Annotated in this window: 13 protein-coding genes; 7 read left to right on the forward strand and 6 right to left on the reverse strand. The window is 39.4% G+C overall.

Annotation, left to right across the window (positions count from 1 at the left end; translation table 11 throughout):
- Positions 1–120: 120 nt before the first annotated feature.
- The 4 genes from FTT98_RS16010 (at position 121) to erpA (ending at position 4,060) form a co-directional block, all read left to right on the forward strand.
- On the forward strand, positions 121–1,113 hold the full coding sequence (locus FTT98_RS16010) for a putative solute-binding protein (protein WP_180177566.1): 993 nt from the start codon (positions 121–123) through the stop codon (positions 1,111–1,113).
- Positions 1,114–1,370: 257 nt separating this feature from the next.
- Positions 1,371–2,381, forward strand: coding sequence for a putative solute-binding protein (locus FTT98_RS16015; protein WP_180005536.1), 1,011 nt, complete (start codon positions 1,371–1,373; stop codon positions 2,379–2,381).
- Positions 2,382–2,582: 201 nt separating this feature from the next.
- Entirely contained in the window at positions 2,583–3,590 is a 1,008-nt protein-coding gene (locus FTT98_RS16020) for a putative solute-binding protein (RefSeq protein WP_180005535.1), read from the forward strand.
- A gap of 134 nt (positions 3,591–3,724) precedes the next feature.
- Positions 3,725–4,060 carry an iron-sulfur cluster insertion protein ErpA gene (gene erpA / locus FTT98_RS16025; protein ID WP_078189499.1) on the forward strand — a complete coding sequence of 112 codons (336 nt, stop codon included), beginning with the start codon at positions 3,725–3,727 and terminating at the stop codon, positions 4,058–4,060.
- Positions 4,061–4,128: 68 nt separating this feature from the next.
- Here erpA and FTT98_RS16030 read toward each other — a convergent pair whose 3' ends face one another.
- The 4 genes from FTT98_RS16030 to grpE all read right to left on the reverse strand — a co-directional run bounded on the left by FTT98_RS16030 (position 4,129) and on the right by grpE (position 8,387).
- The gene (locus FTT98_RS16030; protein ID WP_168379524.1) at positions 4,129–4,506 is read right to left on the reverse strand and encodes a hypothetical protein; all 378 of its coding nucleotides are present in this window, start codon (positions 4,504–4,506) and stop codon (positions 4,129–4,131) included.
- Positions 4,507–4,626: 120 nt separating this feature from the next.
- Positions 4,627–5,538, reverse strand: coding sequence for a matrixin family metalloprotease (locus FTT98_RS16035; RefSeq protein WP_180042176.1), 912 nt, complete (start codon positions 5,536–5,538; stop codon positions 4,627–4,629).
- Positions 5,539–5,752: 214 nt separating this feature from the next.
- Positions 5,753–7,693 carry a molecular chaperone DnaK gene (gene dnaK, locus FTT98_RS16040; RefSeq protein ID WP_078194438.1) on the reverse strand — a complete coding sequence of 647 codons (1,941 nt, stop codon included), beginning with the start codon at positions 7,691–7,693 and terminating at the stop codon, positions 5,753–5,755.
- 154 nt (positions 7,694–7,847) lie between these two features.
- Positions 7,848–8,387 carry a nucleotide exchange factor GrpE gene (gene grpE / locus FTT98_RS16045; protein WP_111885723.1) on the reverse strand — a complete coding sequence of 180 codons (540 nt, stop codon included), beginning with the start codon at positions 8,385–8,387 and terminating at the stop codon, positions 7,848–7,850.
- A gap of 938 nt (positions 8,388–9,325) precedes the next feature.
- On the opposite strand from grpE, the gene FTT98_RS16050 reads away from it, so the two are divergent.
- Positions 9,326–9,553 (forward strand): hypothetical protein, encoded by a 228-nt coding sequence (locus FTT98_RS16050; protein WP_252725869.1) that lies wholly within the window; start codon positions 9,326–9,328, stop codon positions 9,551–9,553.
- Between the two features lie 182 nt (positions 9,554–9,735).
- On the opposite strand, the gene FTT98_RS16055 is transcribed toward FTT98_RS16050, so the two are convergent.
- Positions 9,736–10,305, reverse strand: a complete 570-nt coding sequence (locus FTT98_RS16055; protein ID WP_168379529.1) for a hypothetical protein — start codon at positions 10,303–10,305, stop codon at positions 9,736–9,738.
- Positions 10,306–10,506: 201 nt separating this feature from the next.
- Between FTT98_RS16055 and FTT98_RS16060 the strand changes: the two genes are divergently transcribed.
- On the forward strand, positions 10,507–11,577 hold the full coding sequence (locus tag FTT98_RS16060; protein ID WP_180027164.1) for an alpha/beta hydrolase: 1,071 nt from the start codon (positions 10,507–10,509) through the stop codon (positions 11,575–11,577).
- A 63-nt stretch (positions 11,578–11,640) separates the two neighbouring features.
- Here the strand turns inward: FTT98_RS16060 and FTT98_RS16065 are convergent, their stop codons facing one another.
- On the reverse strand, positions 11,641–12,312 hold the full coding sequence (locus tag FTT98_RS16065) for an acetoacetate decarboxylase family protein (protein WP_180027167.1): 672 nt from the start codon (positions 12,310–12,312) through the stop codon (positions 11,641–11,643).
- 101 nt (positions 12,313–12,413) lie between these two features.
- On the opposite strand from FTT98_RS16065, the gene FTT98_RS16070 reads away from it, so the two are divergent.
- On the forward strand, positions 12,414–12,983 hold the full coding sequence (locus tag FTT98_RS16070; protein ID WP_180005529.1) for a peptidylprolyl isomerase: 570 nt from the start codon (positions 12,414–12,416) through the stop codon (positions 12,981–12,983).
- Positions 12,984–13,437 lie beyond the last annotated feature (454 nt).

Here is a 13,437-nt window from a genome sequence, read left to right on the forward strand (position 1 = left end):
TATAAAGAGTTCCTGTACCGCCATACTGTCAGCGCAGTGCGGTATCGAAAGGTGCAATCTCTAAGATTGCATGGGTCGCAAAGATTCCCCCACCATAGCTCTTAGCTTGGTGGTGGGAGTATGTCAATTTTATCGCTTCTTTCAGGTGTGATGTCTGCACAAAGCTATGCCAATCAGAAGGTTTGTGTGTTCGATTTACTTGGAAAAGCGGGGGAATCTTATAAGCTGATGGAAGAGTGGTCTCTGGCCAGTAAGGCATGGGGAGCACAAGTTCAACTGATTTCATATCAAGATGAATCCAAAGTCGATAAAGATTTTAAAGAAGGGAAATGTGACGCATTTTATATGACCTCGATGCGGGCACGTGCATATAACAAATTTGCTGGTTCGATTGATGCCATTGGCGGTGTACCGAACAATACCATCGCGCAAAAAGCCATCACCTATGTCTTAGATAAGCGGAACAGTAAACGACTGATTACCAATCTAGGCAAAGACAGCTATGAAGTGGCGGGGATCGGGCAAATTGGTTCAGCCTATATTTTTGTCCGTGATCGCAATATCAATAATTTAGAAAAAGCTGAAGGTAAAAAATTTGCCATTTTGCATTATGACTATGCGCAAAAAGTGATGGTTGACCGTGTCGGCGCTGTACCAGTCATGTCGGAAATTTCCAATTTTATTCGCAAGTTTAATCAGGCTGAAGTTGAAATTGTGGCTGCGCCGGCTTATGCCTTTAAGCCACTCGAAATTTCAAAAGGCTTAGGCACTACTGGGGCGATGGTTAATTTTCCTGTGGTGATTGTCACGGCAGACCTGATTATTCGTAATAATAAATTCCCAGAAGGTTTTGCAGAGCCTTCTCGGCAATGGTTCGTTAAGCAATTATCAAAAAGTTTTGCCATGGTAAAACGCATGGAAGCTGAAATTCCTGCCAAATATAAGATGAATCTCAGCAAAGATGATCAGTTGAAATATCAGAAAATATTGCGTGAAGGACGGATGGATTTAACCAAACAGGGGATCTATGACTCCACTATAATGACGGTACTGAAAAAAGCCTGTTGTACGATTGAGCGAACCAATTTCGAGTGTTCAGTGGCGGGTGAATAAGCTTTTTTCTGTATTTCTTTGTAAATTTTGATGCAAACGCTGTAAATGTAAAAAGCCATTTTTGCAAATCTAAGATGATGATTATATTTATAATTTCACTTTGAATAAAAAGTGATATGCATCACAGAAAAACAGAATATGCCAAAATGACATAAATAAATGGAGTAAATGCTCTATTTTTTTTAAATTAACTTGCTTAATATCGGCGTTGTGTAAGGACACCTCTGAACCATAAAAAGATTTGAAAGGAAAATAGAATGAAAAAAACGCTCCTATCATTGGCTACATTTGCTGCAATTGGCTTTGCTGGTTCAGCTCAGGCAGCAAAAGTAGATATCTGTGTATTTGACTTACTGGGTAAGTCAGGTGAGTCATACCAAATGGCTCAGGAATGGGCGCTTGCAGCAAAAGGCTGGGGTGCTGAAATTAACTTAATTCCGCGTCAAGATGAAGCAGTAGCCGACAATGATTTTAAAGCGGGTAAATGTGATGGCGTATTTATGACGGCAATGCGTGCTCGTCAATACAATAAATTTGCAGGTTCGATTGATGCGCTTGGTGGCGCACCGAGCAATGCAATTGCGCAACGTGCGATTACCTTTGCATTAGACCAACGTAATGCTGCAAAAATGGTCAGCAACCTAGGTGGTAAGAAATACGAAGTGGCGGGTATTGCTCCACTGGGTTCAGCATTCATCTTTGTCAAAGACAAAAAAATTGACTCAATTGAAAAAGCAGCAGGTAAAAAGTTTGCAGTATTAGGCTATGACGAAGCACAAAAAATTATGGTGCAACGTGTCGGCGCTCAAGCTGTGGTTTCAGATGTATCTAACTTTGTGGCGAAGTTTAATAATGGTCAGGTCGATATGGTGGGTGCGCCTGCGTATGCCTACAAACCATTAGAGATTTATAAGGGTTTAGGTACCAATGGTGCGATGTTTAACTTCCCAGTTTTACAAGTGACCGCGGACTTTATTATTCGTCCTGATCAGTTCCCAGCAGGCTTTGGTCAAAAATCTCGTGATTGGTTTGTGAAACATTTACCGAAGAGTATTGCGATGATTAACCGTTTAGAGGCGGGTATTCCTGCGAAATATAAACTTAACTTAAGTGCAGAAGATAAAACCAAATATCAAAAATTATTGCGTGAAGGTCGTATGGATATGACGAAACGTGGCATTTATGATGCGGGCATGATGTCAGTATTGAAAAAGGCACGTTGTTCTGTCGATAAAGCCAATTTTGAATGTTCACTTAGCGGCGAATAAACTGATATTTAAAGAAAAAAGCCTGGATTTATCCGGGCTTTTTTTCGCAAATGCACAGGTCATTTTCGCCATTGAGTCAGCAAAATATTCAGGTAATCTAAATTGAAATCGAGGGCTGTGAGTATATTTAATCATACTCCGCATGACCCAAAAATCAAAAAATGGTTAAAACAAAAACAGTAAAAAACAAGGAAAGTCAGTATGAAACAATGGACAAAGGCATTGAGTATTGCTGCTGCGTTAATGGCGGTGAATGGCGTAGCTCAAGCAAAGCAAGTGGTGTGTGTATTTGATTTGGTTGGTAAAAATGGTGATGTTTTTACCCTGATGAGAGATTACCAATTGGCGGCAAAAAACTGGGGCGCAGACATTGAGCTCCGCGTCAGTCAAAATGAAGCGGTGATTGCGGAAGATTTTAAAGCCGGTAAATGTGATGGGATCAGTGTCACAGGTATGCGTGGTCGTCAATTTAATAATTTTACCGGTTCTTTAGATGCGATTGGTGCAATTCCAGATTTGAAACTTGCGGTTAAAGTGATGCAAGGCCTTGCGAGTCCAACGTTTGCAAAGAGCATGGTCAATAGTAAATATGAAGTGGTAGGTGTGATTCCTGTAGGTGATGCCTACCTGTTGGTGAATGACCGTAGTATCAATACTGTCGCTAAAGCAGCAGGTAAAAAAATTGCGGTGCTTGATTATGATGAAGCGCAGAAAATTATGGTGCAACAGGTGGGGGCTCAAGCGGTCAGTGCTGACGTGACCAATTTTGGCTCTAAATTTAACAATGGTCAGGTGGATATTATTGGTGCACCTGCAGCGGTGTTTAAACCCTTGGAGTTACATAAAGGTTTAGGTAGTAAAGGTGCAATTGTTAATTATCCAATTTTACAAGTGACGGGTAATATCATTATTCGCCCAGATAAATTCCCAGCGGGATATGGGCAAAAATCACGTGATTGGGTCAAAACACAATTACCTCGTGCATTCACGATATTAGGCAAAATGAAGTCAGAAATCCCAGCTAAATATTGGATGGATGTTCCAACGGCAGACAAAGCTGGCTATCAAAAAATGATGCGTGAAGCGCGTATTGATTTGACTAAACGTGATATCTACGACAAGCGAATGATGAAATTATTATGGCAATTCCGCTGTAAACAAGACCCGAAAAACTTCGAATGTGCATTACAGGACGAAAACTATAAATAAGTTTTAAATGAATCTTGAGAAAAATACTCTGATTTAACTTTAAACTGTGAAGACTGACCATATATTGAGTATGTTATACTTGAAACATGGTCTTTTCTTTTTAAAGACACCCCAATGACTCAGAGGAATCCATCATGAATGCTCAAGCACTTGTGCTGACTGACAATGCTGCCAATAAAGTACGCCAATTGCGTGACAGTGAAGGTAATCAAGACCTCATGTTACGTGTATATGTGACTGGTGGTGGTTGTTCAGGTTTCTCATATGGATTTAATTTTGCAGAAAGCCAAAACGAAGATGATGCTGAATTTATCAATGAAGACGTGAAAATGTTGGTGGATTCACTTAGTTATCAATATTTAGTTGGTTCAACAGTCGACTATATTGAAGGTTTAGAGGGTTCTCGTTTTGTGGTACAAAACCCGAATGCGACAACCACGTGTGGATGTGGATCTTCATTCTCGATCTAATCACGATGATGAATTGAGCCATAAAAAAGCCCTCATTTTGAGGGCTTTTTTAATGTTTAAAATCGATATTAGGCTTCAAATTTAAGCGCTTCTAACAGATCTAAAATCACTGTAGTTACGTCTTGACTCAATTGATAATTATTAAAAATTTCATAAGCTGTAATGGTGACATCGGTATCACTCGGAAGCAGGCGTTGCTCTTCTTCGATGAGGTCACGGATCGGCAAAAGGGTTTGTTTGACTTGTAAATGCAAGACATCTTTAAACTCAAGATTTTCGTCTTCGAGTTCAATGAGTTGCTCATTAAAAAATGGTAAAAGTACCGCATGGAGATAAGGTTGAATTTCGGTAATATCAAAAAGCTCAATATCACGGGTTTGTTCAATCGTGCTGATGTGGTCATTCACTTCAATTAAGATATGGTAGTAACTCACATTGCTCTCCACGGAAGATGTCATTGATATAAGGGAATTATTGCAGATCAACAATAACATGAAATGCTGATTTTTGTTGGTGAATCCTGCAATATCCTTATAAATTGTATGGTTTTTTATGCTCAGGGCACACTAGCGATAATACAGTAAGCTTTGGTCTGCTGGCATTAGTTTAAAGTTTTCTAATTGTTGCGCGCCCAAGATTGGGTACATTAATGCAGTAGGGTCATTATGGTGAGATAAGCCGAGAGCATGTCCGAGTTCATGGGCAAGGGTGAGGCGTAAATCATCTTCGGCATCAAATTGATAAATCTGAATCTGATCCTCCATAAAGACACCTTTATGAAACTCTCGTGCAGGAAAGCGCTGACTGGCTTGTATCACGCCTGCATTATATTGATCGATTTGCTGGTTATAGCTTGAGACTTGTTGGTTAAATTGATCATTTTGCTGATTAAATCGATCTATTTCTTGGTCTAATTGCATCGCTTGTGCTTTAACTTGCTCAAGTTCTCTTTCAACGCGTTGCATATTGGGGCCTTGTGTATGCTCTATTCGGCTCCAATTCATACGTTCTTGCGACAGCTGTGCGATTTCCGCACGAATCATGGCTTGTTTTGATCGGAGCTGTTGCTCATTCATCTCCAGACCTTTTCTCGAATTTGCTAAGTTCTCGGCATATAAATCATTACGGGCTTTATCTGCGGCTAAGGTATTTTGGACTTGCTTATAGGCATTGTATTGTTCTTGACGATCATCATAAATTAGATGGATTGCCAGTTGTGCATTTGGGTCATAGATAAATAATGGTTTGAGTGTTCCTTTATGCCATATCTCTGCGGCTTCTTCGCTAAGTTGAATGACTTGTTGTTGGCTTAATCCAAAACGCGGATCGACATCAGCAACCCGATAACGCAGTCGGGTATCGAGAGGGTGTAAAAGTCGATCTGAAATTGAATTAAATTTCAGTTGAGGATGCTGCTTGGTTTGAAAGATCCACCAAGTACTCAAAACGATGACAACAATAATTAAAATCAAACGCATAGCGTCGCAAAACTTGATTATTTTACATTAATTTAACCGAAATTTAGCGCTATGCAAATCTAAGTTTAGACAGATTGGCAGTCGAGAAGAATGTGGCTGTTTGAGCTTAAGCGTGTTATTTGAATATTGCCTGATGCAGATAAAATCATCCACAAAAAAACCGCGCTTTCGCGCGGTCTTTTTGAGCTTTGAAAAACTCGGTTAAAGCGACAAATTATTTTTTGTCATCTTTAACTTCAGTGAACTCAGCATCTACAACGCCGTCATCTGCTTTTTGAGCTTGACCTTCAGCGCCTTGGAAAGCGTTAGGATCAAAACCTTCAGCACCGCCTTGACCTTGTGCAGCTTCATAAGCACGTTGAGTGATCGGCATAATGATGTTTTGAAGTGCTTCAGTTTTCGCTTTGATTGCATCTACATCGTTTTCTTTAGTCGCTGCTTCGAGCTCAGCTACAGCAGCATCGATTGCAGATTTCTCATCAGCAGTTACCTGTTCACCAAGATCTTTTACTGCTTTTTGAGCAGAAGAAACAAGTGCATCAGCTTCGTTACGTGCTTTCGCTAATTCTTCAAATTTACGATCTTCTTCAGCATTCGCTTCAGCATCTTTGATCATCGCTTCAATTTCAGCATCGCTCAAACCAGAGTTAGCTTTAATTTGAATGGATTGCTCTTTACCTGTGCTCTTGTCTTTCGCAGATACTTTCAAGATACCATCAGCGTTGATGTCAAATGATACTTCAATTTGTGGCACACCACGTGGAGCAGGTGGGATATCGCCTAATTGGAAGTTACCTAACAATTTGTTTTGTTGAGCCATTTTACGTTCACCTTGGTAAACTGAAATGTCTACAGCAGGTTGGTTGTCAGCAGCAGTTGAGAACACTTGAGATTTCTTCGCAGGAATCGTGGTGTTTTTCTCGATGATTGCTGTTAACACGCCACCCATTGTTTCGATACCAAGAGTCAATGGAGTTACGTCAAGAAGAAGTACGTCAGTTTTATCACCTGAAAGTACTGCACCTTGAATCGCAGCACCCATCGCTACAGCTTCATCTGGGTTCACGTCTTTACGTGGCTCACGGCCGAAGAACTCTTGTACTTTTTGTTGTACAAGTGGCATACGAGACTGACCACCCACCAAGATTACGTCAGAGATGTCAGAGGTTGAAAGACCTGCATCTTTAAGTGCAATCTTACATGGTTCAATTGTACGAGCAACCAATTCAGCAACTAAACCTTCAAGTTTAGAGCGAGTCACGTTGATCACTAAGTGTTTAGGACCAGTCGCATCTGCTGTGATGTATGGAAGGTTGATTTCTGTTGCATTCGAAGAAGAAAGCTCGATTTTTGCTTTTTCAGCAGCTTCTTTTAAACGTTGAAGTGCAAGCGGATCTTGTTTCAAGTTTACGCTTTGTTCTTTCTTGAACTCTTCAACCAAGTATTCAATTAATGCATTATCGAAGTCTTCACCACCAAGGAATGTATCACCGTTTGTAGACAACACTTCGATTTGTTGGTCGCCATCAAGGTCAGCGATTTCAATGATTGATACGTCGAAAGTACCACCACCTAAATCGTAAACCGCAACTTTACGGTCGCCTTCTTTTTTGTCCATACCGAACGCAAGTGCAGCAGCTGTTGGTTCGTTGATGATACGTTTAACATCTAAACCAGCAATTTTACCTGCATCTTTAGTCGCTTGACGTTGAGCATCGTTAAAGTACGCAGGAACAGTAATTACCGCTTCAGTTACTGTTTCACCAAGGTAGTCTTCAGCTGTTTTTTTCATCTTTTTCAAGATTTCAGCAGAGATTTGTTGTGGTGCAAGTTTCTTGTCGTTTACGTCAACCCAAGCATCGCCATTGTCAGCTTTGATGATTTTGTAAGGTACAAGGCCGATATCTTTTTGCACAGCTTGGTCTTGGTACTTACGACCGATCAAACGTTTGATTGCAAATAATGTGTTTTTAGGGTTAGTCACTGCTTGACGCTTAGCAGATTGACCGACAAGGATCTCGCCATCTTTATACGCAATAATAGATGGGGTTGTACGAGCGCCTTCAGCGTTGTCGATTACTTTTACTTTGTCGCCTTCAAGTACTGCTACGCAAGAGTTTGTAGTACCTAAGTCAATACCAATGATTTTCGCCATTTGGATGTTTCCTCTAAAATTCTTTTATTCCCAAACTCTTCCCTTTCTCAAAGGGAAATAAAAAGGGATTTACTTGTTATCCGATATGAGAGCCAATCAAAAAATTTCAAGTAATATTGGTTAAAATTTTTAATTCGTCTCAGAAAATTTGGGTTTATGCACCAACCATAACCATAGCTGGACGTAATAGACGACCGTTTAAGCTATAGCCTTTTTGCAATACTGTCCCAATTTCATTCGATTTGGCATTTGGATCGATGCCCACAGCTTGGTGAAGATCTGCATTGAAACCATTTGCAGTATCCACAGCAACCACACCAAATTTTTCTAAAGTGCTGAGCAATGATTTCAGTGTAAGTTCTACACCTTCAGATAAACCTGATTTTTCATCACCTGCCGCAGCAATCGCGCGTTCAAGGTTATCAACTGACTCAAGCAATTGTTTTGCAAATTTTTCCAGCACAGTATCTTTATGCTTTTCAGATTCGCGTTGAATGCGTTCTACACTTTTTTGCGCTTCATATACGGCATTTGCAGTACGTGCTTTTTCAAGTTTTAAGCTTTCTTCTAAATTGGTGATTTGTGCTTGTAAATCTTCAACTGAAACTTCAGCTTGCTCGTTTTCAGCTTGAGTTTGCTGTTCTGCTTGCTCTTGTTGAAGATCTTGAGCGTCTTGGTTTTGCTCAGTCGCCATTGATTTACTCCGTTTAAATGGGTTCTTAAACATGTTCAGTCCTTATAGCTGTGCGTTCAAACGACATCGATGCGTAACTGCCATGCGTTTTGAATTCATGATTAATAAAAGAAATCGGGGCAGGGGATAAAAATTCAAGCGAAGTCAGCGATTAAATGCAGTTTTTTATTCAAATAAATGGTTTTTCAGCAAAATATCGACTGCAAAATTAAATTCTATGAAAATATAAATTATTGATTTGAATGTATAATCATATTTTGATCGGATTTATAGATTTTCATCATAAATTTTAACGGTTTCTCTTTGTGCCTGAAAATTTGCATAATTTATCTATCGGAAGTGACCATATCCACTGGAGAGAGGGATATGGTGACTACCTCTAGATTTTAGAAACACTTTTCCATGCTGATTTCCCAAGAATCAGCATTTTTTTTGCCTCAAAAAATAGTGGTTAATATTTATACATAAAAACTCTTAGTATCAGTTTTATTAAATATTTCACAAAAAATGATCAGCACAGTATTCTTTGTTTCAGATTCTATCGCTGTAGTTTCTTAATTTATTTCAAATGTGTTTTTCATGGCCTGCTTCTCTCATAAGCAGGCTTTTTTTTGCATGAAATTTATAAAAACAGCCACTTAAGTAACTGAGTTGCAAGTTTTGTTGAACTTTGTTGTATTCAAAAGCTGTGATCACGCTTTATTCAAAAATCATTTATATTTATTTTTTTAATAAAAAACAAAGCACTTGAGTTAAAAAAATGATGTAAAGCCTCAATATAAAAGAAAACTGCCTGATTAATAAAACATTTCATAAGCTGTACCGTGCCTCGTACAAAGTACAACTCAGAAGGTGGGAACTTCACAGAATTATTTTCCATTATGACTCGGGCAAAGTTGAGCTTTGCTTTTAATGATTCAATGAAGGAAATAATGAAGATGAAAAAAATTGGTTTATTCGCTGTCGCAGTTTTAGGTTTTGGTTTAGCTGCGGTAGGTTGTACTTCTCAAGAAACTGTAGAATCTCCAGAAACCGCACAAGTAACGTCTGCAACTGAAGCATCTGTAACGACAGAGCAATCGGGTGCTGTGGTTCAAGCAGATCCATCAGCTCAAGGTGCTGAAGTTCAATCTGCGCCTGCACCACAACCTACAATTCAGCAATAAGATTGTTTAATGCTCTCTGACCTGTAACAACAGGCAGTCAAGAATAGACAGAAGATAGGATGCCTCTTCTGTCTATTTTCTTTTCTATTGCTTTTTTTTATCTTTTCTATTTTTAGTGAACGAAAAAAAAGCCCATCATGTAGATGAGCTTTTTACTTTTAACCGATCTGCAAAAACAACAATTAACGGCGATTTTCCCACGCGCGACGACGTTCTTCAGCCGCTTTACGTTGTTGATCTGATGCCTTTCTTAAATCTTGAATATTTTTTTTGCGCTCTTGCTCAATTTGTTTTCTACGATCTTGACTGGCTTTACGGCGCTGTTCTTCTAAGCGCTGACGCTCTTTGCTGACTTTTTGACGATCTTGTTCAGCACGTTTACGACGTTCAGCTTCAGAGTATTTACGCTGTTGTTCTAGACGTTGACGTTCGAGTTCGTTTTTACGACGATCCCACTCTTGTTGATTTTTACGATTCTGTTCCCAGTTACGCTGGTCAAGTTGCTGCTTTCTACGTTCGAGCTCTAAACGATTACGTTGTTGTTGCTGACGTTCCCATGTACGGCGGTCTTGTTCATAACGACTGTCGTAACGGCGATCATAACGATTATCATAGCGTCGATCATTATTATCATAACGGCGGTCATAACGTTGATCATAACGTCCATCGTAGTAACCATCTTCAGGGAATGCTACGCAGCCTACAGCCAAAAAAGCAGTCGCAAAAGACAGAAGGATGATCTTTTTAGCCATGGTGAGTATCCTTTATCGAGAATGGGTTAGCATAATCAACCCATAAAACTTGGGTAAATTGTCAATGACAACTCTATAAAAGAAGATTAGCTTAACTAGGTCTGTACTATGTATGTCGATGTTGAGACTTATATGTGAATATGGTCACATTTGACCTAGATCATGTAGAAAGTATGAAGAGCATAATTCGAAGGATAGAGCATGTTTGCATTGAATGAATCACTTAAAAATATGAAAGATAAAGGCCAAGGTACGGCTGCTCGGTTACTTGATCGTCTTCCTAACTTTGCCAAAGAAAGCCTCGCAAAACGTCTCGATTATCCGTTTATTTTTCCAGAATTAGATCCGCTGGTGAAATGCATGATGGCGGCTCAACTCAAGCAAGGTAAGTCAGGCTTTGTGACCGAAGACTATGTGAAGTCTCGTAAATTATTTGATTTACAGATGGAGTCGATCAAGACCAAGCCGACCTTTGTGAAACAAGTGCAAGATATACGTCTACCTTTACAAAGTGCAACGCTGTTTGCGCGTCATTATCATCCTGCTCCAAATAAAAAATTACCGATGATCGTGTTTTATCATGGTGGTGGTTTTGTGGTGGGTGGTTTAGACACGCATGATGAAGTTTGTCGTTTATTGGCTGTGCATGCCAAAACACAAGTTTTAAGTATTGATTATCCTTTAACACCAGAAGCCAGCCCAGCTCAATTAATGCAAAGTTGTGAAGATGCATTGGCTTGGACTTATCAAAATAGTCGTCAGTTTAAAATTCTAAAAAATCGAATTGCGGTGGCAGGGGATAGTGCAGGCGGCAATATTGCTACTGCGGTTGCACAGCGCAGTGCTCAAAAAGTTTTTGCCCCGCAAGCTCAACTATTAATTTACCCAGTAGTGGATTTCAAGAGTCGCCACCCATCTTTCTATGCTTATAAAGATGGTCTAGTTCTGACTGAAAAAGATATTGATGTCGTAACGGCTTTATATGCAGAACAACATGCAGTGGCCTTAGATGATCCATTAATTTCACCAACCTATGGAAAATTGGCAGGTATCGCACCCGCGTATATCGTGACAGCAGGGCATGACGTTTTACATGACGAAGGTGAAATTTATTCGCATAAACTCCGTCAGCAAGGGGTGAAAGTGTTTTATCAAGAATATACCGATCAAACCCATGGCTTTATTAACTTAACCCCGGTTTCGCACCGAGCTAAAAAATACGTGATCGAGATCAGTACGAAGTTCCGTAAATTTTGGGATAAACGTAGCTAATCATTCCTTTATATAAAGTAAACCCAGTGTTTCACGTGAAACACTGGGTTTTTATTTATTGGGTTATTTATCTTGGATTTTTGCAGCAGGAAAAACGAGGCTAAATTCTGGGATATAAAAGCTTTGCAATAATCGTGCTTCAGAAAAATTTGGAAAAATGTCCTGTGTGTTGTGCCATTCTACCTGTTTCAGTTTAGAGAGCCGTCCACGAAACTTCGGTGAAAATTGATAACGCTTACCTTCCCACGCTTGTCTGATTTGCAACATCGCTGCAGGGATATGATGACTATTAATATAGAAAGAACGCTGTGAACGTGATTTTTTTAAACGGATCTGCATTTTGTGTTGTTCAACTTCTATAGTACAGACCACTTCATTGTCATGTTGTTGCCATTCAAACTTTGCCAACTCTTTAGGAATACCCCAGAGTTTTTGACCATGAATGACAGAGATATCTGTCGAAACATAAATCTTAGGAATCGAACTTAACCTTTTCTTACTCCATAAAGGGTGATCTAAAATTAGCAATTCGTCATAAGGGCCCACAGGTGAATCATGGTATCGGACCAATAACACCTGAACCACACGACCTAAAGGCGATGTCGCTAAACGGAACATCTGCGCTTGTTGGATAAAACTCGGAGAGATCCAATAATTCAAAATAAAAGCATCGCCACGCAGTTGCCAAGGCGGTAAATGTGTCAATGCAGTGTCCGACGGTATTATTTGCGTCATCATTGTTCTCGTTTTAATAATGGCAGAATAATTACTTTTTAATCATCAAAGACTAATATACAGTCAATAACAAGTACGAGATCAACCAGAAGAGTTAACAAATGTTAAAACAGATTTTATTTACCGCAGCACTTGGCTGTGTGAGCTTAAGCAGTTTTGCTGCCAATACTATTGTCGAAATGAAAACCTCTCAAGGCAATATTGAAATTGAGCTATTCAATGACAAGGCACCTATCTCAGCTAAAAACTTTGAAAGCTATGCAAAAGAAAAATTTTATAACGGCACGATCTTTCATCGCGTGATTCCTGGATTTATGGTTCAGGGTGGGGGCATGGATGTCAAAATGCAGGAGAAGCCAACAAAAGCGGCTATTAAGAATGAATCAAGTAATGGCTTGAGCAATAAGCGCGGCACATTGGCAATGGCACGGATGAATCATCCTGATTCAGCAAGTAGTCAGTTCTTTATTAATGTTGCAGACAATGACTTTCTCAATAAAAGTGCAATGAATGCGGGATATGCTGTTTTTGGTAAGGTCACTAAAGGTATGGATATCGTCGATAAAATCGTAAAAGTTCCAACTGCGAACTATGGAATGCATCAGAATGTCCCTGTAAACCCAGTAGTTATACAGAGTGTGGTGATTAAAGCAGCACCTGTAAAAAACTAAGCACACAAAATAGGAAAAATATTTTACATGATATTTGTAATAAATATCATGTATTTATGTGAGTAAAGTGTGTTTTTTGAACCATAATGGTGCATAAAAATAAAACACTCGTGTTCTTTGTGAGTGAAAAGCACTTGCACGTGTAAGAAATTGCCCTATAATGAGCACCATACCGACGAGATAGACGGAAACGAACGAAACGCGAAGCGTTGAGTTGTTGAGTTTATCGAAGTCCAGCTTCTAGCATTGACGAGATGTTAGAAAGATCATTAAGAGATTATGAAGAACAACTTGTGTGGATTTTTACTGGTTGATCAATCGAAAATATTTCATTGATTGATGGTAGGAATTACTCGAAGTTTATTTGAGCAAATTTTTGTCAGTAATTGATGAGCCAAGATTGGTACCCTTTAAGGTACTATTGATTTTAAACTGAAGAGTTTGATCATGGCTC

This window comes from Acinetobacter sp. YH12039, assembly GCF_013420015.1.
Classification (GTDB): domain Bacteria; phylum Pseudomonadota; class Gammaproteobacteria; order Pseudomonadales; family Moraxellaceae; genus Acinetobacter; species Acinetobacter amyesii.